Genomic DNA, 23,921 nt, shown 5'->3' with positions numbered 1-23,921 from the left:
ATACGATCTGGATCACAAGGTGCGCGCCGGATCACAGACGATCACCACGGCGCACAAAGGCGTGTGAGGAACCGGAGGCTGAAATGCACTTCCACCAGGACGGGTACGTGTCCGCGGACCCGCGGATCGAGGACGCAGCGGGCTACGGCATCGATCGACCTGAGTCCCTGCCCGACGTCGTCGACGTGCTCATCGTCGGCAGCGGTCCCGCCGGCATGGTCGCCGCCGCGCAGCTCGCGCAGTATCCCGACGTCAACACCCGCATCATCGAGAAGCGCGACGGCCGGCTCGTCATCGGTCAGGCCGACGGCATCCAGGCCCGATCGGTCGAGACGTTCCAGGCCTTCGGGTTCGCCGAGGAGATCATGCGCGAGGGCTACCACATCACCGAGATGGCGTTCTGGAACCCCGACCCGGACAATCCCGAGCACATCATCCGCACCGGCCGACCCAAGGACGACGAGACCGGGGTGAGCGAATTCCCCCACCTCATCGTCAACCAGGCCCGCGTCCTCGACTACTTCGCCCAGTTCGCCCGGCAGTCCCCGGCACGGATCGAACCCGACTACGGCATCGAGTTCGTCGACCTCACCGTCGAGGACCCGGCGACGGCGGCCGACCCGAAGCACCCGGTCTCCGTCATCGTGCGCTACACCGCGGGCGAACGCGCCGGTCAGCAGCGGACGATCCGCGCGGGCTTCGTCATCGGCAGCGACGGCGCCCGCTCGGGCGTGCGCTCGGCGATCGGGCGGACGATGTCCGGCGACCAGGCCAACCATGCGTGGGGCGTCATGGACGTGCTCGCGAACACCGACTTCCCCGACATCCGGACGAAGTGCGCGATCTCGTCGAAGCACGGCAACATCCTCCTCATCCCCCGTGAGGGCGGTCACCTCTTCCGCATGTACGTCGACCTCGGCGAGGTGCCTGCCGACGATGCCAGGAAGGTGCGCCAGACGAGCATCGAGGAGATCATCGCGAAGGCCAATGCGATCCTCACCCCGTACTCGCTCGACGTGAAGAACGTCGCGTGGCACAGCGTCTACGAGGTCGGCCACCGGCTCACCGACGCCTTCGACGACACCGACGACACCACCCCCGGCTCCCCCTGCCCGCGCGTCTTCATCACCGGCGACGCCTGCCACACGCACTCGGCGAAGGCCGGACAGGGCATGAACGTCTCGATGCAGGACGGGTTCAACATCGCGTGGAAGCTCGGGCAGGTCGCTTCGGGCCGCTCCTCGGAGGAGCTGCTGCGGACGTACTCGGCCGAGCGGCAGGTGACGGCGAAGAACCTCATCGACTTCGACAAGGAGTGGTCGACGCTCATGGCCACCCCGCAGGACGAGCTGCCGGACAAGGCGTACCTCGAGGAGTTCTACGTCAAGACCGCGGAGTTCCCCGCCGGCTTCATGACCGAGTACACGGAGTCGATGATCACGGCGACGACGGAGAACCAGGAGCTCGCGACCGGATTCCCCGTGGGCAAGCGGTTCAAGTCGGCCATGGTCAACCGCGTCTGCGACGCCTACCCCCTTCACCTCGGGCATGAGGCCAAGGCCGACGGACGCTGGCGGGTCTACGTCTTCGCCGATCGGGCGGCACCTGCACCGGCCGTGGAAGCCGCGGTCGGCGTCGACGAGGCGGCGGTGACGGGTGTGCCCGCACTGGCGGAGTGGTTCGAATCCGATCCGGCGTCGCCGCTCGTTGCGTACCGCCGCACGGGCGAGGACATCAACGCCCTCGTCGAACTCAACGTCATCTACCAGCAGCCGCACACGGAGTTCGACTTCACCGACGTGCCGCAGGTCTTCCGCCCCTACATCGGGAAGTTCGGTCTCGAGTACCTCGAGAAGATCTACGCCGCCCTGCCCGACGACGACATCTTCGAGACCCGTGGCATCAGCCGGGACGGCGCCGTCGTCATCGTCCGCCCCGACCAGTACGTCTCCGGTGTCTTCCCGCTCGATGCGCGCGAGGAGATCGGGAAGTTCTTCGCCGGGGTCTTCCTCCCCGAGGAGTGAGGCGCGGGTTTCCTGGGAGCGGCTGCACCCGCTTCCCGTGGAGTGCGGGCGAGCTGAGAGCTGACTGACGACCTGCGCCGAGGTATCGGAAAGTCAGCTTGCCTGTGGCAGGGTGAACGTATGGCTACGAATGAGAAGAGCATCACAGTCACACGGACCATCGACCACCCGACGAAGGAGATCTTCGACGTCCTCACCCTGCCCGACAACCACACGCAGTTCGACGGTTCGGGCATGGTGCAGTCGGCGGAGAAGTCCCAGCGCATCCAGGGTGTCGGTGACGTGTTCGTCATGAACATGTACGCCGAGGCGATGGGCGGCGACTACCAGATGCACAACCATGTCACCGCGTACGACGAGAACAAGATGGTCGGCTGGCAGCCGGCGCAGGCCGACGACCCGAAGGAGCCGGGCGGCTGGGAATGGCTGTACGAGCTCAACGCGGCCGGACCCGACTCCACCGAGGTGACGCTCACCTACGACTGGTCAAAGGTCGACGACCCGAAGCTGCTGCCGCTCTTCCCCGTCGTCAGCGAGGAGCAGCTCGACGAGTCGCTCAACAAGCTCGCGGCCGCCGTCTCCGATCGCTGACGTCGCGGCGGCCACCGTTGGTGGCTGACGCGGCCGTTCGACCGCCGCCGCCTCAGAACCGCGAGCCGGAGAAGCGCTCCGCGTGCCTGCGGTGGCGGCAGTGGCGGCTGCCGGCGAGCCCGAAGATGCCCCCGACGATGAGGGCGGCACTGCCGAGCGCCCAGAGTGCGGCGCCGTGAGCCGGGTAGCCGACCTCCATGCCGCCGATCCAGCGCCCCTGCTCGTCCTGGCCGTCCCACATGAAGAACGGCGGGTCCATGATCATCGCCACGAGGGCGACGAGGAGGACGAGGCCGACGATGACGGCGGCCGGGGACCAGAGAGTGAGCGATCGGGAGAGCCACGCGGTGACCGCGCAGACGAGGATCGCCGCCCACGGTAGGACGAAGGCGACGTCGAAGTTCTCGGGGCTGATCGGGTGCTCACCGAGTGAGGTGATGAGCAGGCGTGGACCCCTGTCGTTGCCGCTGTCGAGCACCGGGATCCAGATCATCGCGATCCACGCGGCCACCGTGATCAGCGGCAGCCACCGGGCGATCCAGCGTGCGCGCCTGCCCTGGGGGAGCAGCTGCGTGCCGATCGCGTCGGGACGGTCCACGGTGTTCATGACCATCATTCTTCGGCGCTGCCCGACCGGGCCGGTGACAGCGATGTTGCAGAACTGTCACCGGCTCGCGTCAGGCGCCCTCACCCGGCGGCGAGGATCCGTGTCCGCAGGAGCTCCTCGGCACCGGAAACACTGCCGGTCCGCTTGAGCAAGGCGGGAGCGGGTGCCGGACGAATCAATCCACCGGTCGGGGCGATGACCACTCGGAGACCCGGAGGGATGGGCACGGTCTCGGGGTCGCTCCGCTCGACTGCAGTGCTCAGGCGGTTCTCCGCGCGGGGCGGTGCTGACTCCTCCGCGCCTGGCGAGTTCACCACGGTCCCCCTCGGTCGCTCAACGCCGGACTCCGGATCATCGCCGAGCATCGGATCATCGCCGAGCATCGGATCGCGAGGGGGCGACGAGGCACCCGACGGCGGACTCCCCCGCGGGGGCAGGGTGCTCACCTCGAGCAGGCCTGATAGCTGCCGGCGCCAATCCGGTCCCGGCGGCGGTGCCACCTCATCGCCGGCCTGCACCGCCTCATCTCCGGCCCGAACCGGCGGGCGCGGGTACTTCATCCGCCTGACGAACGGTGGTGTCATCGAGGTGTACGAGCGGCCCGCCGGAGTCGTCACGGTCAGTTCCTCGGCACTCGCCTCATGCGACCACCCGGGATGTTCCTTCGCGAAGTTGCACGACGCACACAGTCCCGACCCGTTCTCCCACGAAGTCGCCCCTCCCTCGGCGAAGGGCCGAGCATGGTCGGCGTGCTTGATCGGCGCATCGCACCACGGGGTCCGGCACCGGTCGTCACGGAAGATCACCATCTCCCGCAGCCGTCCGGTGAAGGCCCGACCCCTCGCCTCGGTGCCGACGAGCTGACCCTCGGACACGGTCGTGAACATGCGCCGGATGAAGACCTCGGCCTCGTTCGCGGCGAGAAAGCTGCGCGCGGTCGCCGCCGGCAGCGGCCCGAAGCCGGGCATCCACGCGGGCACCATGCCGTCGGAGAACAGCGACTCGGCGTCGATGACGACATGGACCTCGGTCGGCACCGCGGCCGCGGACTCCTGGCCCGTGAGCCTTTCGACGAACGTGTCGGCCATGACCTGCGGCTGCCGACGCCCGCCCGCGTCACCGGCAGCGATGAGCGAATCGGCGGTCTCCTTGAGCCCCGTCCAGACGGCGACGGCCTCGGTCAGCGGAAGGATCGCGCTCACCCGTCCCATGCCGTCGGCGAGCGTCGTCAGCGTGACCCTCCGATGCTTCGCGGCCTCCCGCGCCTTCCGATCGGCATCCTCACCGTCGACCTGCATCGCCATCGCCCGCACCTCGGCGCGCAGACTCCGCGGACCCGACTGCCCCAGACTCTCCCGCATCCGCGTATCGACACGGCGGCGATCAGGCGAAGCGAGCGTCGCCGTCTCGTCGACCATGATCCGAGCCTTCTCCGCAGAGATCTCACCGCCGCTCAGCGCCTTGAAGGTCTCGGGCATCTCGGTGACGATCGCGCGGGCACCGGAGAGGAACTTCCGCCCCGACCCGGGTGAGACGCGTTTGGCCAGCCCCACCTCGTCGCCGGCACGCAGCGCCCACTCATGCACGGGCAGGCCGTTGAGCCTGTCCCGCTCGCGGCGCAGCTCTGCGAAGGCGACGGCCTCGGCGGATTGGGCGGCGACGATCGTCCCGGTCAGCTCTTCGAGCGCGGTGATCCGCGCGAGCGCCTCATCCTCGGTCCCAGCCGGCGCGGCACCGCGCAGGACTGCGCTCAGCCGGGCCACCTCGGCGAGGAGATCGGGAGCCTCCATCGGCTCCCGGACGGATTCGACGTCCACGTGATCACACTAGACGTCGCCACTGACACGAGAATCGCGCCGACTCTGACACGAGAACCGACCCCGCCGACGACCCCCTACGCCCCGGCCTGGATCCTCCGCATGATCATGTCCATCGCGACGATGTTGTGACCGCCCTCGGGGATGATGAGGTCGGCGTTGCGCTTCGAGGGCTCGACGTAGAGTTCGTGCATGGGCTTGACCGTGCCGAGGTACTGCTCCTCGACGGATTCGAGGGTGCGCCCCCGGTCGACGACATCGCGTTTGATCCGGCGCAGCAGGCGGACGTCGGCGTCGGTGTCGACGAAGAGCTTGATGTCGAGGAGGCTGCAGATGCGCGGTTCGGCGAAGATGAGGATGCCCTCGACGATGATCACCGGCGCGGGTTCGACGACGGTCGTCTCCGCCGCGCGGTTGTGGTCGGCGAAGTCTTAGATCGGGCTCTCGACGGCGATGCCTGAGCGCAGGGCTTCGAGGTGGTCGACGAAGAGGTCGTTGTCGAAGGCGTCGAGGTCGTCGTAGTTGACCTTCTCCCGCTCCGCGAAGGTGAGCTCGTCCTGCCGCTTGTAGTAGTTGTCGTGGTAGAGCACCGAGGACACGCCTGCGCATTTGGCCAGCAGCGCCTGCGTCAGCGTCGTCTTCCCGCTGCCGGTCCCCCCGGCCACGCCCACTGTCAGAATCTCCACGTTCGCACTTTCCCACTCGCCCACGGGTGCCGCCGCAGCCGCCGACGGCTGCGGACAATGATCTCCCCAAATCTACCCGATTCCCCGCTCGGCCCCGCCCTCGGATAGGGTGGAGGAAACCGCATCCGCACCTCAGTGCGTGATGCCCGCAGCTCGTCGAAGGAGGTGGTCGTCGATGGATTCCGACTCTCGATTGTGCACCGCCTCCCCCATTCACTGACGCCTGCGCTCCGGCACCGCCGCGCCCTGCCCTGCCGACATCGAACGGCCCAGGCGTCCTCCCGACGACTGCCTGGAGAATCATCATGGACGCCACCACCATCCGATCGCTGACCGACGACCGTGACCTCACGCGGCTGGCCGCCGCCGTGCGCGACCTCGGCGAGTCCGCGACGATCGACCTCATCGCCGAGCTCCCCGCCACCGAGGCGGCCGTCGTCTTCCGCCTCCTGCCCAAGCACGAGTCCGTCGACGTCTTCGACCGCCTCGACCGCGGCACCCGCTCCGATCTCATCGCGGCCCTCGGCACCGAGGAGCTCACCGCGATCTTCGCCGACCTCGATCCCGAGGACCAGTCCCGCCTCGTCGACGAACTCCCCGCCGGGGTCGCGACGAAGCTGCTCTCCGCGGTCTCCCGGTCCGACCTCGACGCCGTCATGGCCATCGCCGGCTACGACCGGAACTCGATCGCCCGCCGGATGTCCCCGACCGCCGTCGTCGCGTGGGATGCCGACACCGTCGCCGAGGTGGCCGCCCGCATCCGCGACACCGACGTCGATCTCGCCGACGTCCGCCTCGTCCCCGTCCTCGCCCCCGACCGGACCCTGCTCGGCACGCTCGATCCCCTCGAGCTGCTCCGCTGCCCGCCGGATGCTCCGGTCGCCGAGGTGATGGACCCGATCGAGGAGATCACCCACACGAGCGACGACCAGGAGACCGCGGCCCGCGCGGCCCTGACCGGCGGCATCACGGTCCTGCCCGTGTGCGACAGCGAGGACCGCCTCGTCGGGATCGTGCCCATCGACGACGCCGCCCGCATCATCGCCGAGGCCGACGAGGCCGACTTCGCGCTCTCCGGGGGCACCCAGCCGCTCTACCGCCGGTACCTGCCGACGCCGATCACCCACCTCGCCCGCAGCCGCATCGTCTGGCTGCTCGTCCTCGCGGTCTCCGCCGTCCTCACCGTCCATGTCCTCGAGATCTTCGAGTCGACCCTCGCCGAGGTGGTCGCCCTCGCCCTCTTCATCCCCCTGCTCACCGGGATCGGCGGGAACACGGGATCGCAGGCGGCGACGACGGTGACCCGGGCGCTGGCGATGGACGAGGTGGGGCTGCGCGACTGGTTCCGGGTCGCCGGCAAGGAGTTCTCCACCGGACTCCTCCTCGGTCTCCTCCTCGCGATTCCCGCGTTCGCGATCGCCTCGCCGCTCTACGGTCTCGAGATCGGTGCCATCATCGCACTCACCCTCATCGTCAACTGCCCCGTCGCCGCCTTCGTCGGCGGGTCGATCCCCATCGTCGCGAAGGCGTGCCGGGTCGATCCCGCGGTCGTCTCGACGCCGTTCATCTCGACGTTCTGCGATGCCAGCGGCCTGCTCGTCTACTTCACGATCGCGATCTCGATCATGGGGCTGTGAGGGCAGACTTCACCGCAGGCTGCGGGTGAGCTGGTCCCACAGCTCCTGATCGAAGCGGCGGCGGGCGAGCAGACCGGACATGTGGCGGACGGCGTTGTCGACCTTGCCGCGCCATACGTCGATCGCCGTCTCCGCATCCCCGCGGGACAGCGCCCGGTACATCCCTCGGTCGTCGCCGAGGATGCGGTCGGCCGCCGGTGAATAGTCGAGGCGGAGGACGGAGATGAAGAGGCGCAGGCGAAGGGTGAGCGATTCGAAGGCCCGCGCGCTCTGCCGCAGACCCGAGGCGCGGGCGAGCTCCTGCTGGTAGTGGAGGTCGGCGTCCTCGACGTCGATGCCGCTGCGGGTCGCCGCCGAGGCCTCCACCTGGCGCAGCGCGAGCTGGACGGGGACGAGGAACCGCTGCGGACGCAGAGCGAGCGAGCGCAGCACCACCTCGCCGACGGCCATGCGCGCGGCGTAGAGGTCGAGGACGTCAAGGGTCGTGATGAGCGGGATCCTCGCCCCGCCCCGGGTGCCGTCGAGGAGTCCGTCGTCGACCATCCGGCGCAGCGCCGCATCGACCGACGATCGGGGGACGTCCATGCGGCGGGAGAGCAGGCGCGGATTGATCCGGTCACCGGGCTGGTAGCCGGAGTCGATGATCTCCTCGCGCAGGGCGATCGCGAGATGCTCGGTGATCGACCTGGTCGAGCTCGGCAGCCACGACGAGATCTCCATTGAGTCAGAATTCGTGGAAGTTTTCGGGACGTCCGCCTGCCGCCCCGCCTGCCAGCTCACGCCCTCGAGACCGTGGCGGACGCGACCGGCGACGAGGTCGAGCAGCGACCCGGGGATGTCCTGGCAGTGCGCAAGGCCGGCCTTGAGCGCGGCGATGAAGTCCTCGGGCCCGTGGTGGAGGGAGAGGACATCGAAGGCGGGAAGACCCGCATCGGGGTCGGCGACGAGTTCGGCGGCCTCGCCGAGGGGATCGTAGACGACGAGGCGCAGCCGCACCGGGTCGATCCCCGCGACCCCGTCGAGGAGAATGCCCATCGCCGCCTCATCGGTCTGCCGGTGCTCGCTGCCGAAGCGCTGCGGCCAGCGGGTGACGCCGGCCGAGCGCAGGCCGGCGACGACCCCGGCGATGCGCCGCTGGATGCGCCGGGCCGGCACCGGCGAGGGATCGGCGCCACCGGCCCCGAGGCGGAATCCGACGACGATGAGCGGGAAGCCGCTCGCCGCGACGACGACCTCGTCGCCGCCGGCCCCGTCCTCGCGGATCGTGTGGAGGTCGCTCAGCGGCACCGTCATCTCCCGCACCGCGCGCGAGACGATGCTCTGACTCAGACCCGTCGCCTCGGCGATCGCCCGGGTCGAATAGTCCTTGCCCGAGATCCGCGCCCCGGCGGTCCCGACGAGGGCTTCGACGACCTGGGTCGCCGTGCTCTGGATCTGCGGGCGACCGCTGCGGGGACGGTCGGCCAGGTCCGAGCGACGGGCCCAGCGGCGCAGACTCGACTCGGACACCCCCGCCTCGGCGGCCGCCTCGGCGATCGACGTCGCAGCCGCACGGACGACCACACTGCGACGGAACTCCGGGGTGAACATTCCCTCATTCTACGCTCGCTCTCACGCCTTCTGACTCAAAGGTTTCGGCGGGCGGTCGCCGACCATTCACCCCCGGTTGGGCCCGGCGCATACTGAGGGGACAACGGCGGGGGCAGGCGGTCGACGACGACCACGTGGACTCCCGAACACCGGGGACAACCACTAGAAGTAAGGACGGATAGCAGGTGCTGCACACTGACACCGATCTCGAAGCGCTGACGACCCGCTCGGTCGACACGGTCCGCAAATGGCTGCGGGTCGCGACGAACAAGACGGCGGCGAAGAACCCCGCCGCGGAGCGCCTCTCGGCGGTCCTCTCCGATCCCAACGGGCTCGACTTCACCGTCGGCTTCGTCGACCGCGTCGTGCGCACCGATGACGTCCACGCCGCCGCCGACGCGCTGAACGAGGTCGGCAAGCTCGCGCCGGCGACGATGTCGGCTCTCGACCGTGCGCAGATCAAGGCCGGTGCAGCACTGGCGAAGGTGATGCCGCAGGTCGTGCCCGCCGCCCGCACCCGCCTGCGCCAGATGGTCGGGCACATGGTCGTCGACGCCCGCGACAAGCAGTTCGGCTCGACCGTCGCCAAGCTCACCGGCGAGGGCCACCGACTCAACATCAACCTCCTCGGCGAGGCGGTCCTCGGTGACGCGGAAGCCGACCACCACCTCGAGGAGACGCACCGTCTGCTCGCCCGCGACGACGTCGACTACGTCTCCGTCAAGGTCTCCTCGGTCGCCTCGCAGCTGTCGATGTGGGCCTTCGACGACACCGTCGAGTACGTCGTCAACCGCCTCCGCCCCCTCTACGCGCAGGCCGCGAAGGCCCCGACGGGCGCGAAGTTCGTCAACCTCGACATGGAGGAGTACCGCGACCTCGAGCTCACGCTCGCCGTGTTCACCCGCCTGCTCTCCGAACCGGAGTTCAAGGACCTCGAGGCCGGCATCGTCATCCAGGCCTACCAGCCCGACGCGCTCGGAGCGATCCAGCGCCTGAGCGAGTTCGCCAGCCAGCGGGTGGCCGCCGGGGGTGCGGGGATCAAGGTCCGCCTCGTCAAGGGCGCGAACCTCGCGATGGAGACCGTCCACGCCGAGGTCGCCGGCTGGCCGACGACGACGTGCGACTCGAAGCAGTCGACCGACGCCAACTACAAGCGCGTCCTCCACTGGCTCTTCACCCCCGAGCGGATGGAAGGCCTGCGCATCGGCGTGGCCGGGCACAACCTCTTCGACATCGCCTTCGCCCACCACCTCTCCGTCGAGCGCGACGTCACCTCCCGCGTCGAGTTCGAGATGCTCCAGGGCATGGCGACCGAGCAGGCCGCAGCCGTGACCGAGGACGTCGGCGACCTCCTCCTCTACGTCCCGGCCGTGCACCCGAAGGAGTTCGATGTCGCGATCTCCTACCTCGTGCGCCGCCTCGAGGAGAACTCCGCGACGGAGAACTTCATGTCCGGCATCTTCGAGCTCGCCAACGGCAACGAGATCTTCGACCGCGAAGCCGACCGCTTCCGCGCCTCGGTCGCCCAGCTCGAGGCCGAGCTCGCCGCCGACGGTGAGGCCGCTCCCGCGCCCAATCGCACGCAGGACCGTTCGGCCCCGCACGTTCCCGGTCCCGCCCAGGTCGTCTTCGCCAACGAACCCGACACCGATCCCTCCCTGCCGGCGAACCAGAAGTGGGTCAAGGAGATCATCGCCGAGGCGACCGCTCCCGGCTACCTCGAGACCCGCCCGCAGGCGCCGCGCATCGACACCACCGACGAACTCGATGCGATGATCGCCAAGGGCCGCGCCGCCGCCAAGGACTGGCGTGAGATGGGCGCTGCAGCCCGCGGGGAGATCCTCCACCGCGCCGCCGAGGTCTTCGCCGCCCGCCGCGGCGAGTTCATCGCCGTCGAGGCCGCTGAGGTCGGCAAGATGCCGTCACAGTCGGATCCGGAGATCTCCGAGGCCATCGACTTCATCCGCTACTACGCACTCCACGCACTCGAGCTCGAGAAGCTCGAGGGAGCGACGTTCCACCCGGACGAGATGGTCGTCGTCACCCCGCCGTGGAACTTCCCCATCGCGATCCCGACCGGCGGCACCGTCGCAGCGCTCGCCGCGGGTTCGGCCGTCATCCACAAGCCTTCGAAGCCGACGCCGTACTGCTCGGCGCTCATCGTCGAATGCCTGTGGGAGGCCGGTGTCCCCCGGGACGTCCTCCAGCTGTGCGCCCCGATCGAGCGGGAGCTCGGCCAGCACCTCGTCTCGCACCCGGATGTCGACCGCGTCATCCTCACCGGTGCCTCGGAGACCGCGTCGCTGTTCAAGTCGTTCCGTCCCGAACTCCACGTCAACGCGGAGACCTCGGGCAAGAACGCGCTCGTCGTCACCCCGGCCGCCGACCGCGACCTCGCGGTCGCCGACCTCGTCTACTCGGCGTTCGGCCATGCCGGACAGAAGTGCTCGGCCGCCTCTCTGGGCATCATGGTCGGGTCGACGTACGACTCGGAGCGCTACCGCAAGCAGCTCGTCGACGCCGCGTCCTCGATGGTCGTCGACTGGCCGGTCAACCTCTCGGCGACGATGGGCCCGCTGACCGAGGATCCCTCGGACAAGCTGCGCCGTGCGCTGACGACGCTCGAGCCCGGCGAGTCGTGGCTGCTCGAGCCCAAGCAGCTCGACGACACCGGTCGCCTGTGGAGCCCGGGCATCAAGGAGGGCGTCAAGCCGGGATCGTTCTTCCACCTCACCGAGGTGTTCGGTCCCGTGCTCGGCCTCATGCATGCGAAGGACCTCGACGAGGCGATCGAGTTCCAGAACGCCGTCGACTTCGGTCTCACCGGAGGCATCCACTCCCTCGACCCCGAGGAGGTCCGTGAGTGGATCGACCGCGTCGAGGTCGGCAACGCCTACATCAACCGCGGCATCACCGGAGCGATCGTCCAGCGCCAGTCCTTCGGCGGCTGGAAGCAGTCCTCGGTCGGGCTCGGTTCGAAGGCCGGCGGTCCGAACTACCTCATGCTCTTCGGCCACTACACCGACGATCCGGCGACCCTGCCGGGTTCGGTCGGCGGCGGGCAGAGCCTCGAGCGGGCCCAGGCCGATGACAAGCGCTGGTTCGAGGCCGAGTTCGGTGCGGCCAAGGACCACACGGGTCTGCGCTCGGAGGCGAACATCTTCCGCTACCGTCCGCGTCCCGTCACCCTGCGCGTAACCTCGGCCGCGACCGTCTTCGACTTCAAGCGCTCGCTCTCGGCAGCCGCGACCGTCGGGTCGACGGTGCAGCTGAGCGTCGCCGAGGACGTCTCGGCCGATGTGAAGATCGCCGTCACCGAGGCGGGGGTGCCCTCCCGCACCGAATCGGCCGGGGTCTTCGCGACGATGGTCGCCGACGGCAGGTACGACGACACCGTCGGTGCCCGCATCCGCGTGCTCGGCGACTTTGAGCCGGAGCTGCTCGCCGCTGCGGCGAAGCGTCCCGAGGTCGCCGTCATCGACGAGCCCGTCACCTCCTCGGGTCGGGTCGAGCTGCGCTACTACGTGCAGGAGCAGGCCGTGTCGATGACGCTGCACCGCTTCGGCAACCCGAGCCGTGACTTCCACGAGCTCGCCGCCGAACTCAAGGCGTGATCACCCGAGCCTGATCACCCCAGCGACCCAAAGGGCGCTCAGCCACCTTGCGAGAGGTGGCTGAGCGCCCTTCGGGTTGCCGCTAGAGTTACGCTGTGACTCTTCGACAGACCATTCCTCTCGGCGGTGCGATCTTCGACTGCGACGGCATCCTCGTCGACTCCGAGCAGCCGTGGATCGACCTCATGGCCGCCTACCTCGACCGCCTCGGTGCCGGTGGGGTTCCCGCGGAGTCGTTCCGGGGGTTGACCGGCGCCGAGGCGGCGGAGCAGCTGCGGCGCGTGAGCTCCGAAGTCGAGGCCGGCAGTGGGACTGCGCCGACGGCGGCCGAGGTCGACCGTGACTACACGGCCGCCCTCGCCGAGGTGTTCTCCCCCATGCCGGGGGCACCGGAACTCGACCGGGCGCTCTCGGGCACCGTCCCCATCGCTGTCGCGAGCAACGGCCGCGGCGACGATGTCCGCGGACTCCTCGACCGAGCGGGACTGCTCGGGTTCTTCGATGCGATCGTCACGATCGACGACGTCGAGCAGGGGAAGCCGGCACCCGACGTCTATCTCCGTGCGGCTGAGAAGTTGGGGCTCGCCGCCGCGACGGCGGTCGCCTTCGAGGACTCCCCCGTCGGATCACAGGCAGCCACCGCCGCCGGCTGCACGGTCATCGGCATCAACGCCGACCCGCAGATCCCCCTAGCCGCCGAGGTGCGGCTCTCCGACATGGGGAAGGTGCGATTCGACGCAGCGGAGAAAGCCGTGATCGTCGATCCGCAGGGCTGACAGCGCGGCTCCCCGCCCATGTCCTGACCTCCATGTAGGCTCGGTCACACTTCCAGCATTCAGTGGACTTCCCGAGTGTTCACATCGCGTTCACATGGTTGCCGTCGTCGCCTCCATGGGGCCCGATAGTGTGCAAGGGTTCCTGCCTCTGTGACTCCGTGTGCCATCGTGACCCGAAAGGCCTCCATGAAAGTCTCGACCACCCTCTCCTCCGCAGCTGTCCTCGGCCTCGTCGCCGGTATCGGTCTCGTCGCGCCGACCGGCCCGGCCGCAGCAGCCGTCAGCCCGCACATCAGCGAGATCGGCTACACCCTCGATGCCGACTTCATCGAGATCGCCGCTGATCCGGGCACCGATCTCTCCGGGTGGACGATCGGCTCGGTCACCCGTGGCGGCAGCGTCCAGGCCGCCGAGAACGCCGTCACGGTTCCCGACGGCACAACCGTCGGCGACTCCGGGGCGCTGGCGATCGAGGTGCCGATCACGAACTCCGTGAAGTCCGGTTCCGCCGCTGACGGCGAGTACGGCTCCTCGGCGTTCGCGATCGACGACTCGGGCAGCCTCATCGACTTCGACCAGATCGGCGGAGTCACAGGCGGCAGGGGTGTGACGGGGAAGTCAGGGACGTACACCCCGGATCCCGTCGTCGACCAGGAGGCCGAGCCGACTGGTGCCGTCGCGGCAGGCGGGCAGTCGATCCAATTCGTCGACGGCTCGTGGACCTCGGCTCCCCCGACCCCGAACGTGCTGCCCGACGGTAACGGCGGGGAGAACCCCGAGCCCAGGGAGATCACCCCGATCGCCGACATCCAGGGCACCGGCGCGGAGAGTCCGCTGCAGGGCCAGACGGTGAGGACCCGCGGCGTCGTCACCGCCGCCTACCCGAGCGGTGGGCTCGGCGGCTACTACGTGCAGACGCCCGGCACCGGGGGCGCCGAGGACGCGACCCCGGGGGCCTCCGACGGCATCTTCGTCTACTCCCCCGACACCGTGGGCGACATCAGCATCGGCGACCACCTCGAACTCACCGGCACCGTGTCCGAACGCTACGGCCAGACCCAGATGAGCGTCGCCGCCTCCGGTGCGACGACCCTCGACGAACCCGCCGAGGCGGTCAAGCCCGTCGAGGAGGCGTTCCCCACCGGCGATGCCGAGCGCGAGGCGCTTGAGGGCATGCTCCTCCAGCCGAGCGGTGAGCTCACCGTGACCGACAACTACAACACGAACACCTACGGCGAGGTCACGCTCGCCACCGGCGACGGGGTCCTGCGCCAGCCCACCGATGTCGCCCGTCCCGGCAGCGCCGAGGCGAAGGCCATCGAGGAGGAGAACCTCGCCCGCGAGGTTGTCCTCGACGACGGTGCGACGGTCGACTACCTCAAGAGCGACAAGGACGTCCCGCTGCCCTACCTCACCGAGGATGCTCCCGTCCGCGTCGGGGCGAGCGCGACGTTCACCTCGCCCGTCGTCCTCGGCTTCGACCACAGCAAGTGGCGGTTCCAGCCGTTGACGCGTCTGACCGGGGCCAACGCCGAGGCGGTCCAGCCGGCGACGTTCACGAACACCCGACAGGACACGCCTGAGGCGGTCGGCGGCCAGGTCAGTCTCGCGGCATTCAACGTCCTCAACTACTTCACGACGACCGGTGACCAGGTCCCCGGCTGCACGTTCTACGAGGACCGCGAGGGCAACCCGATCACGGTCCGCGGGGGCTGCGATGCCCGCGGTGCGGCGACCGCTGAGAGCCTCGAGCGCCAGGAGACGAAGATCGTCACCGCGATCAACACCCTCGACGCCTCCGTCGTCTCGCTCATGGAGATCGAGAACTCAGCGAGGTTCGGCGACGACCGCGACGCCGCGCTGAAGACGCTCGTCGACCGCCTCAACGAGGCGGCCGGGTCGGAGAAGTGGGCCTTCGTCCCCTCCCCGGAGAAGGTTCCCGCCGACGAGGACGTCATCCGCACTGCGCAGATCTATCAGCCCGCCGAGGTGGCCCCGCAGGGTGAGTCCGTCATCCTCGACGACCAAGACGCCTTCTCCAATGCGCGCGAACCGCTCGCCCAGGCCTACGCCCCGAAGGATGCCTCCGGCACCCCGGAGGCCGAGAAGACCTTCGTCACCGTGTCGAACCACTTCAAGTCGAAGGGCTCGGGCGAGGGCCCAGGCAACGAGGACACCGGTGACGGGCAGGGCTTCTCGAACGCCGACCGCGTCAAGCAGGCGAAATCGCTCGTCGACTTCGCCGGCGAACAGCAGAAAGCAGCGGACTCCGACTACGTCTACCTCCTCGGCGACTTCAACTCGTACACGCAGGAGGACCCGATGCAGGTCCTCTACGAGTCCGGGTACAAGGACGTCGGTTCGGAGATGACGGACAAGTCGACGTACGTCTTCAAGGGTCGGACGGGCAGCCTCGACCATATCCTCGCCCTCGACACCTCCGGGACCGCAGGCACCGGCAGCCAGGCGGACCTGCCGACGAGCGCGTTCGACGCGGTCACCGGAGCCGACATCTGGAGCATCAACTCCGTCGAACCGCTCGCCTTCGAGTACAGCCGCTTCAACTACAACATCAGCGACCTCTACGAGCCGAATCAGTTCCGCGCCTCTGACCACGATCCCGTTCTCGTCGGTCTCTTCGACGAGGACAGCAGCGGCGGAGGTGATGACGCCGACGGCGCCCAGGCGAACGCCACGGCGGACGACAACGGCGCGGAGAACGATGCCGAGGCCGACGGCTCGCAGGACAATGGGAACGCCGACGGCGGACAGGACGATTCCGACGGCGATCAGGGCAGTGCCGACTCCGACGGTTCGCAGAACGATGCTGACGAGGACGGCGGCAGGCAGGGCTCTTCAGCCGGCGCGAACTCCGGCAGCACCGCGAATGGGACCTCGGCGAATGGGACCTCCGCGAGCGATGCAGGCCGCGGCGGGAACCTCCCGCGGACCGGTTCCGAGCTCACCGCGCCGGTGTCGATCGCGGCGGGCCTCTTGCTCGTCGGAGCCGCAGCCGTGGCAATCGCTCGGCGTCGCAAGGCGAGTGCCGAGCACTGATCTCGCCGACGCGCTGATGCAGCCACAGCACTGACCCAGTCGCAGCCCCGAGCAGACTGTGAGCCCCGGACCGCTCGGTCCGGGGCTCACGCCTGTCTCGGCCCGTGTCATCTCCGAGCCACAGCCCACGACAGCAGCATTCTCAGTCCGGGACGGCGAGTCTCAGTCCGGGACAGCGACCTGTCCGCGCATGAGCACGCGCGCGGTGCGGAAGAGGGACGCCGCGGTGACCGACCCGGTGTTCTCATCGCGCACAGCGGCGGCCGTGACGACACCGGAGGGCGTGCCGATCCTCAGTTCGGGTCCTGCCGGAGGGCGTTCGGAGCGGGTGAGGATGAGATTGACGATCGTGTCGGGCACGAGGGCCGCGGCCGCCAGGCACATCGCTGCGGTGCCGGGAACGGCCCTGTGCGCCTGCCCCATCGAGATCACCCGGACGACGATGTCGGCGTCCTCCGCGGCGAGCGTCGTCTCGTCGAGGAGACGCGTCGGCGTCGGAGGGGTGACGACGGCGACCTTGGGCACGACCTGCGGAGCGGTCTCCCGGGTCTCGCTCAGCCCCATGCGCACGGCCGCGTTCCGCCGGAGGTCGTCGATGACGCGCATCGCAGGTCCGTCGGCGTCGATCCTCTCGGGCAGCTCGTCTCCGTTCAGGCCGACAGCCGCGGCGGGGACGATGACGAGCGGAAGCGTCGCATCGATGAGGGTGGCATCGAACATGATCCCATCGGCATCGATCGATTCGCTCGCCTTCCCGGTCGGCAGGAGCGCACCGGTCCTGCTGCCTGCAGGGTCAGGGTAGATGAGCTCGATCGGCGCGCCTGTGCCGCGTACTCCCGGGAGGGTGAAGTCGCCGTCGACGGCGGCCTGACCGCCCTCGACGGTGAGTCCGACGTCGACGAGCTTGCCCGTGTTCGTGTTGAAGAGGCGGAAGACGTGCCATCCGTCGCCGGCGTCGATGAGCCCGGCGAGCAGGCCGAAAGGGACGACTCCGGAGGAGAGGTTGCCGCAGTTGCCGGAGTAGTCGACGGTCGCCTCAGTGATCTCGACCTGCGCAAACGTGTAGTCGAGGTCGACGCCGGGACGCTCGGAGGCGGAGACGACCATGACCTTCGACAGGGACGAGATCCCGCCGCCCATGCCGTCGAGCTGACGGCCGAAGGCGTCCGGCGAGCCCATCACGGCCGTGAAGATCGCATCCCACGCGGAGCGGTCTCGGCCCGCGGAGGGATCATCTCCACCCGTGTCGTCCGCGAGCGGCGGGAGGTCGTCGGCGCGGAAGAACACGCCCTTGCTCGTCCCGCCGCGGACGAAGGCGGCGTCGATCCATCGCGTCATGAGGCCAGGGTATTCGAACGCCCCTCCCCTGCCGCGGGAGCGACTGACTTCGGCACGATCGCCATCGCGGCGAAGCCGAGGACGGCGACGACGGCGAAGAGGTAGAACCCCCACGGGTAGGCGATGCCCGCTGCCACCAGGGTGCCGGTGATGAAGGGCCCGGTGATCGCGCCGAGTCGACCGATCGCTGACGCCATGCCGAGTGCCGTGCCGCGCACGGTCGCCGGGTAGATCCCGGAGACGAACGCGTAGATGAGGACCTGCGCGGAGAAGACGAAGACTCCGGTGATGAAGACGATGAGGTTGAGCAGCACCTGGCTCGTCATCGGGATGCTCAGCACCGCGAGGAAGACCGCTGCGAGGACGAACCACAGGAGGACGATGCGCTTCGTGCCGTGTCTATCGGCGAGCCAGCCGGCGATGACGAGGCCGACGACGGCGCCGAGGTTGAGGACGAGGAGCATGACGAGGGAATCGGAGACCTCGTAGCCGGCATCGGCCATGATCTTCGGCAGCCACGTGTTGAGCCCGTAGACGAGGAGGAGGCCCATGAAGCTGCCGAGCCACACGCCGATCGTCACGAGGGCGAACCGGCCGGTGAACAGCGAGGCCATGCCCGGCTTCGGGACCGCCTCGGCGGGGGTCGACGCACCGGCACCGACAGCCGCCTTCGCGGCGAGGAACTCGCTCGACTCCGGCAGCTTCCACCACAGCAGCGGCACGAGGAGGAGCCCCGCGAGGCCGCCGGCGATGAAGAGCAGATGCCAGTTGTGGGAGTAGAAGACGGCGAGCAGGGAGATCGCGACGGCACCCGCGTGGTACCCGGTCATCGTCAGGGTCGTCGCCTTCCCCGTCCTGCCGGAGCGGTTGTGCTCGCTGATGTAGGCGAGGCAGCTCGGCATGACCGCGCCCAGAGCGAGCCCGGCGATGAACCGGAAGAGCGTGAAGAGGGCGACGTTCGGGGCGAACGCGACGAGGAGGGTGAACACGGAGAAGACGATCACGCAGACGATGATCGTCCAGCGCCTGCCCACCCGGTCGACGATCGGTCCGACGCCTGCGGCCCCGAGGCCGACGCCGACGAGGCTCATCGTCGCCGCGAGGGTCGCCCCCTCCGGGGTGAATCCGAGCGCGCCGGTGGCGAGCAGCTGGGGAATGACGGCGCCGAGGACGACGAGGTCGAAGCCCTCGAGGGCGACGGCGAGCCAGCACAGAACGGCGGGCCAGCGGGTCTCCCCGGCAGGGCGCAGGGAGGGAGCGGCGGGTGCGGACATCGGTGTCTCCGGTCGTGTGGTCGGGCCAGGCGGTGGCAGGGGTGAGGCGGGGCAGGGATCAGAACGGGTACGCAGCGATCTCCGGGCGCATCGTCACCCACTGGGTCTCGGTGAAGGCCTCGATGTTCGCCTGCGCCCCGCCGAAGCGGGATCCGTTGCCGGAGTCCTTCATCCCGCCGAAGGGGACGTTGGCCTCATCGGAGACGGTCTGCTCGTTGATGTGGACCTTGCCCGTGTCGACGAGGTCGGCGAGTTCGAGGGCCATCCCGACATCGCCGAGGATGCCGAGCGAGAGCCCGTATTCGCTCGCGTTGACGAGTTCGGCCGCCTCCTCGAGCGTCGAGAAGCGTCCGACCGGGGCGACCGGGCCGAAGATCTCCTGCGTCCACGCCGGGTTCGTCGGCGTGAGGTCGGCGAGCACGGTCGGCGGCACGAACGCGCCCTCCCCCGCCCCTCCCGCGGCCAGGCGTGCGCCGTCGGCCTGGGCTTTGTCGATGATGTCCCGAACCCGTCTCCGCTGCCCTTCGTCGATGATCGGCCCGAGCGCCACCTCCTCGGCGGCGGGGTTGCCGACCGGCAGGTTCCGGGCGCGCTCGGACAGGGCGCCGACGTAGTCGTCGTAGAGGCTGTCGTGGACGAGGTGACGGCCCGTCGTCATGCAGATCTGCCCCTGGTGCATCCAGGATCCGAAGGCCCCCGCCGAGGTGGCCGCCGCCAGATCGGCACCGGGCAGGACGATGAGCGCATTGTTCCCGCCGAGTTCGAGGTGGCAGCGCTTGAGGAGGCGACCGGCCGCCTCACCGACCTTCCGCCCCGCCGCGGTCGACCCGGTGAAGGAGATGACCGAGACCTCGGGGGCGTCGACGACGGCTTCGCCGACGTCCCGGCCTCCGGGCAGAACCTGGAGGAGCCCCTCAGGGAGTCCCGCCTCGGCGAAGATCCGGGCCAGGGTCACGCCACCGGAGACCGCGGTGCGCGGATCGGGTTTGAGGAGGACGGCGTTGCCGAGGGCGAGCGCAGGCGCGACCGAGCGGATGGAGAGGATGAGCGGGAAGTTGAACGGTGCGATGACCGAGACGACTCCGGCGGGCAGGCGCCTGGAGAACGACCAGCGCGGTTCGTTCGAGGGCAGCACCTCGCCCTTCGGGTGGCTGGGCAGGCTCGCCGATTCGTAGCAGATCTGCGCGGCCATCGTCGTCTCGAGGTCGGCCTTGGGCTGGATCGCCCCGGATTCGCGGACGATCCACTCGCCGATCTCCGCGGCGTGCTCGGCCCAGAGGTCACCGGCCCGGCGCAGCACCGCCGCCTTCTCCGCCGGGGTCGTCCTCGCCCACTGCTTCTGGGCGGAGGCGGCACGGGCGGCCGCCGCGTAGACGTCGTCGGCGCTCGCCGCACCGATCTCGGCCAGGGTCTGACCTGTCGCGGGTTCGACGACAGGGTAGGTCTCGCCTCCGCCTGGGCTCCACGCCCCGGTGAAGATCGATCCGTGCCAGTCGGTGCCGAGGAACGTGTCCGTGCTCATCGTGGTCTCCTCTTACTTCTTCTCGGGTCGGGTCTTCTCGGTGCTCACCTCGATGAGCGTGGGTCCGGACGCCTCACCCAGGAGTCGGGCGAGGTCAGAGCTGTCGTCGGCGTGGTGGGCGGTCATTCCGTAGCCGCGGGCGATCGAGACGAAGTCGACCTCGCCGAGGTCGAGTCCCGGTGCCTTGTCGACGCCGAGCATGCCTGCGAACCAGTCCAGTGCCGCGTACGAACGGTTGCGCAGCACCACGATGGTCAGCTCGATGCCCTCGTCGACGGCGGTGCGCAGGGCGGCGATCGAGTAGTGGGCCGATCCGTCGCCGATGATCGCGACGACCGGGCGATCGGGGTCGGCGAGCGCGATGCCCATGGAGGCGGGCAGACCCCAGCCGAGGCCTCCCGAGGCGGGGAAGAAGTAGGAGCCGGGCTCGCGCAGGTCCATCTGCGCCCAGAAGGCGGCGTTCGTCGATGTCGATTCGACGACGAACCGGGTGTCCTTCGGCAGCTCCTCCCGCAGGGTCGCGAAGACCTCCTCCGGGTGGAGGGTTCCCTCACTCGCCGAGGTGACCGGCGGGTCGATCTCGGCCGTCCACTCGCTCACGGTTTGGGGTGCGGGGGCGACCGCCTCGGCGAGGGCGCGGACGAGGGCCACGGGATCGGCGAGGACGGCGTCGCCGAACGGGGCGCGGGCCGCCGCGGCCGGGTCATCGCCGATCTGGATGAGCGTCGTCGACTCGGGCAGGTACTCGCCGGGCTGCCACTGGTGATAGCGGAAGACGGGGGCACCGATGACGAGCGCGAGGTCGTGGGCTCCGAGGATCTCCCCGATGCCGGCGATGGATGCTGGCAGGACCCCGCGGAAGAGCGGATGCTGGTTGGGGAAGGGCAGCCGGGGAAGGGAGGGCGCGGCCCAGACAGGAGTATCGAGCGCCTCGGCGAGTGCGATGGAGGACTCCCAGGCGCGGGGGTCGTCGACGTCGGGACCGAGGACGAGGACGGGGTCGTTCGCCTCGAGCAGACGGGAGTGCAGCTCGGCAACGGTCTGCGCATCGACGGTCTCACCTGCGGTGACGGTTCGGGAGAGCTGGTCGATGACGGCAGCGGGCACCTCGGCGTCCCAGTCGTCGTAGGGCACGGAGAGGTAGACGGGTCCGGCCTCAGCGGCGAAGACGGACTGGGAGAACGCGCGGGGCACATCGGCGGCCGAGAGCGGTTCGAGGGACTGGTGGACGAGCGGCGCGGCCAGGGCGGTGGCCCGGACATTGGCGAGCATGACCTCGGGGCCGACCATGTCCCGGACCTGCTGGCCGGCGGTGAGGACGAGCTTCGACCGGGAGATGGTCGCATTCGTCAGCGCACCGAGTCCGTTGCCGGTCCCGGATGCAGCGTGGAGGTTGACGAGGGTGGGTCGGTCGGTGATCTGCGAGTAGCCGTCGGCCATGGCGACGACGGAGCTCTCGCCGAGTCCGAGGACGTAGTGGGCCGGCAGGTCCTTGAGGAACGGCAGCTCGTTCGAACCGGGGTTGCCGAAGATCGTGGACATGCCGTGGAAGGCCATGAGTTCGTGGACTGCGTGTCGGACCGAGACCGTCGTCATCGACGCTGCTCTCCTTTGAGGCGGGACCAGGATGGCTGCGGTGCGCACCGCGGATCCGCGGTGCGCACCGCACTGCTTGCCACGATAGTGACGCGCACCACCGAGAGCGAGAAGTGTTTCATTCATTGGGAAGCGGACCGCTGCGCAGCTACGATGGCTGACATGGCGAACTCACCATCGGGCGATTCGATGATCGATCGGCTCGTCCGCGTCCTCAGCTCCTTCGATCCGGACCACCCGTCGCTGAGCACCGACGAGCTCTCGGCGCGGGCGCAGCTGCCGAAGTCGACGGCCTATCGCCTCATCAACGACATGATGCGCCACGACCTCCTGCAGCGGGATCCGTCGGGGAGGATCCGCATCGGGGTGGGGATGTGGGAGCTGTCGAACCGCGCCTCCGACGCCGTCGAGCTCGCCTCCCTGGCCCGCCCGCACATGACCAACCTCCACGATTTCGTCGGGGAGAACACGCAGCTGGGGATCCTCCGCGAACGCGAGGTCCTCTTCGTCGAACGGATGTCGAAGCCAAGCGCGGTCGTCCACCGCTCGCGCACCGCGGGACGTCTGCCCGCCCATGCCTCGTCGTGCGGTCTCGTCCTCCTCGCCCACGCTCCCCGTCACGTCCGTGAGGCGTACCTGCGCGGTCCGCTCTCGGCCTTCACCGAGCACACGACGACGGATCCGACGATCCTGCGCCGGATGCTCCAGACGATCAGGACCTACCATCGGGCCGAGCTCGTCGGACACATCGACGAGGGCACCACGGGGATCGCGGTGCCCGTCTTCGACGGCAGCGGGCTGACGATCGCCGGCCTCGGCGTCGTCGTCGACTCCGAGCGCAATGTCGGGATGCCTGCGATCATGCAGGCACTGCGGACCGCCTCGGCGGAGATCACGCAGGACCTCATCGCCCAGGGGACCCGGGCGGGCGAGTGAGCTCACGTGCGGGCGGCGTACCTCGCCCGGCGCTTCTCGGCCTCGACCTCACGGTTCTTCGGCGGGGCATTCGTCACGAGCGCATCGAGGAGGTGCTGGGTGGCGTAGGCGATCTCCTCGACGGCCGCATCGAAGGCCTCGGCGTTGGCCTGCGAGGGCTTCGTCGTCCCCGCGATCTTGCGCACGTACTGCAGGGCCGCGGCGTGGACCTCGTCCGAGGTGGCGGCGGGTTCGAAGTTGTGGAGGGTTCGGATGTTCCGGCACATGCCTCAACGGTACGCCGCACGGCCCTTGGGGCGGTAGGTTCTGCCGAAGCTGCGCGGATTCGCCTCGTCGATGTCGACGAGCTCCCAGTCGAGGCGCCGACCGCCGGGGACATCGAAGATCCGGACCCCGTCGCCGAGGAAGACGGGCACGGAGAAGTACTGGAGTTCGTCGATGAGGTCGGCCTCGAGCGCCTGCCGGGCGATGTCGGCGCTGATGATCTGAATGTCCCGCTCACCCGCGATGACCTGGGCACGCTCGACCGCCTCGGCGATGGAGCAGTCGAGGGGGATGACCGACGGGTCATCGGCGAGCTCCTCGGGCCGGTGGGTGAGGACGAACTCGGTGCCCGACCACGCGCCGCCGTAGGCCTCCGCGGTCATCTCGTCGCGGATCTCGGCCTGGGACTTGGCCGCGTCGTAGCCGCGGCGGCCGGAGATGATGACGGCGACCTGCGCGGCCATCGCCTCGGTGGTGCCGTCGACGAGCGGTTCGGCTGCCGAAAGCCACGACATGTCGTGGCCGGGTCCGGCGATGAACCCGTCGAGCGAGCACGAGAAGCCCCATGCCACTTTTCCCATCACTCCTCCTT

General features: G+C 69.2%; 16 protein-coding genes and 1 pseudogene. 7 read left to right on the top strand and 10 right to left on the bottom strand.

The features are described 5' to 3' along the window. The first annotated feature begins 83 nt into the window (after nucleotides 1-83). Together AC0VYB_RS02960 and AC0VYB_RS02955 are read left to right on the top strand one after the other, a co-directional pair. Nucleotides 84-2,024 carry an FAD-binding monooxygenase gene (locus AC0VYB_RS02960; RefSeq protein ID WP_131248413.1) on the top strand — a complete coding sequence of 647 codons (1,941 nt, stop codon included), beginning with the start codon at nucleotides 84-86 and terminating at the stop codon, nucleotides 2,022-2,024. A 120-nt stretch (nucleotides 2,025-2,144) separates the two neighbouring features. Further along, nucleotides 2,145-2,615 carry an SRPBCC family protein gene (locus tag AC0VYB_RS02955; RefSeq protein WP_063249942.1) on the top strand — a complete coding sequence of 157 codons (471 nt, stop codon included), beginning with the start codon at nucleotides 2,145-2,147 and terminating at the stop codon, nucleotides 2,613-2,615. Nucleotides 2,616-2,667: 52 nt separating this feature from the next. Here the strand turns inward: AC0VYB_RS02955 and AC0VYB_RS02950 are convergent, their stop codons facing one another. The 3 genes and pseudogenes from AC0VYB_RS02950 to udk all read right to left on the bottom strand — a co-directional run bounded on the left by AC0VYB_RS02950 (nucleotide 2,668) and on the right by udk (nucleotide 5,704). Next, complete coding sequence (locus tag AC0VYB_RS02950) at nucleotides 2,668-3,222, bottom strand: hypothetical protein (RefSeq protein ID WP_063249943.1); 555 nt, start codon at nucleotides 3,220-3,222, stop codon at nucleotides 2,668-2,670. Nucleotides 3,223-3,302: 80 nt separating this feature from the next. Then, nucleotides 3,303-5,039 (bottom strand): HNH endonuclease, encoded by a 1,737-nt coding sequence (locus AC0VYB_RS02945; RefSeq protein WP_278372430.1) that lies wholly within the window; start codon nucleotides 5,037-5,039, stop codon nucleotides 3,303-3,305. Nucleotides 5,040-5,116: 77 nt separating this feature from the next. Beyond that, nucleotides 5,117-5,704: pseudogene (udk, locus tag AC0VYB_RS02940) on the bottom strand (uridine kinase). A 326-nt stretch (nucleotides 5,705-6,030) separates the two neighbouring features. On the opposite strand from udk, the gene mgtE reads away from it, so the two are divergent. Then, the gene (mgtE, locus tag AC0VYB_RS02935) at nucleotides 6,031-7,362 is read left to right on the top strand and encodes a magnesium transporter (RefSeq protein WP_101624160.1); all 1,332 of its coding nucleotides are present in this window, start codon (nucleotides 6,031-6,033) and stop codon (nucleotides 7,360-7,362) included. Between the two features lie 9 nt (nucleotides 7,363-7,371). On the opposite strand, the gene AC0VYB_RS02930 is transcribed toward mgtE, so the two are convergent. Next, complete coding sequence (locus AC0VYB_RS02930; RefSeq protein WP_101624161.1) at nucleotides 7,372-8,952, bottom strand: FCD domain-containing protein; 1,581 nt, start codon at nucleotides 8,950-8,952, stop codon at nucleotides 7,372-7,374. A 185-nt stretch (nucleotides 8,953-9,137) separates the two neighbouring features. Between AC0VYB_RS02930 and AC0VYB_RS02925 the strand changes: the two genes are divergently transcribed. From AC0VYB_RS02925 to AC0VYB_RS02915, 3 genes are all read left to right on the top strand, one after another. Further along, nucleotides 9,138-12,566, top strand: a complete 3,429-nt coding sequence (locus AC0VYB_RS02925; RefSeq protein WP_475385030.1) for a bifunctional proline dehydrogenase/L-glutamate gamma-semialdehyde dehydrogenase — start codon at nucleotides 9,138-9,140, stop codon at nucleotides 12,564-12,566. Nucleotides 12,567-12,661: 95 nt separating this feature from the next. Continuing rightward, a complete protein-coding gene (locus tag AC0VYB_RS02920) occupies nucleotides 12,662-13,342 on the top strand; it encodes an HAD family hydrolase (RefSeq protein ID WP_101624163.1) in 681 nt (226 codons plus the stop codon). Between the two features lie 186 nt (nucleotides 13,343-13,528). Next, nucleotides 13,529-16,399 (top strand): ExeM/NucH family extracellular endonuclease, encoded by a 2,871-nt coding sequence (locus AC0VYB_RS02915; RefSeq protein ID WP_101624164.1) that lies wholly within the window; start codon nucleotides 13,529-13,531, stop codon nucleotides 16,397-16,399. 162 nt (nucleotides 16,400-16,561) lie between these two features. On the opposite strand, the gene AC0VYB_RS02910 is transcribed toward AC0VYB_RS02915, so the two are convergent. Genes AC0VYB_RS02910 through mdlC form a run of 4 tightly spaced genes read right to left on the bottom strand, consistent with a single transcriptional unit; the run spans nucleotide 16,562 to nucleotide 22,129 of the window. Next, nucleotides 16,562-17,737 (bottom strand): PrpF domain-containing protein, encoded by a 1,176-nt coding sequence (locus AC0VYB_RS02910; RefSeq protein ID WP_063249950.1) that lies wholly within the window; start codon nucleotides 17,735-17,737, stop codon nucleotides 16,562-16,564. Beyond that, a complete protein-coding gene (locus AC0VYB_RS02905; protein ID WP_278372436.1) occupies nucleotides 17,734-19,011 on the bottom strand; it encodes an MFS transporter in 1,278 nt (425 codons plus the stop codon). The genes AC0VYB_RS02910 and AC0VYB_RS02905 overlap by 4 nt, the downstream gene beginning before the upstream one ends. A gap of 58 nt (nucleotides 19,012-19,069) precedes the next feature. Beyond that, entirely contained in the window at nucleotides 19,070-20,533 is a 1,464-nt protein-coding gene (locus AC0VYB_RS02900; RefSeq protein WP_063249952.1) for a benzaldehyde dehydrogenase, read from the bottom strand. Nucleotides 20,534-20,545: 12 nt separating this feature from the next. Beyond that, a complete protein-coding gene (gene mdlC / locus AC0VYB_RS02895) occupies nucleotides 20,546-22,129 on the bottom strand; it encodes a benzoylformate decarboxylase (protein WP_101624165.1) in 1,584 nt (527 codons plus the stop codon). A 162-nt stretch (nucleotides 22,130-22,291) separates the two neighbouring features. On the opposite strand from mdlC, the gene AC0VYB_RS02890 reads away from it, so the two are divergent. Further along, on the top strand, nucleotides 22,292-23,065 hold the full coding sequence (locus AC0VYB_RS02890) for an IclR family transcriptional regulator (protein WP_101624166.1): 774 nt from the start codon (nucleotides 22,292-22,294) through the stop codon (nucleotides 23,063-23,065). Nucleotides 23,066-23,067: 2 nt separating this feature from the next. On the opposite strand, the gene AC0VYB_RS02885 is transcribed toward AC0VYB_RS02890, so the two are convergent. After that, nucleotides 23,068-23,331 carry a DUF2277 domain-containing protein gene (locus AC0VYB_RS02885; RefSeq protein WP_063249955.1) on the bottom strand — a complete coding sequence of 88 codons (264 nt, stop codon included), beginning with the start codon at nucleotides 23,329-23,331 and terminating at the stop codon, nucleotides 23,068-23,070. A gap of 3 nt (nucleotides 23,332-23,334) precedes the next feature. Next, on the bottom strand, nucleotides 23,335-23,910 hold the full coding sequence (locus tag AC0VYB_RS02880; protein WP_040341662.1) for a dihydrofolate reductase family protein: 576 nt from the start codon (nucleotides 23,908-23,910) through the stop codon (nucleotides 23,335-23,337). Nucleotides 23,911-23,921: the final 11 nt, after the last annotated feature.

Source organism: Brevibacterium sp. Z349TD_9, from assembly GCF_056173565.1.
Note: the sequence above shows the minus strand (reverse complement) of the source record. Positions and strands in the feature narration are given on the sequence as shown.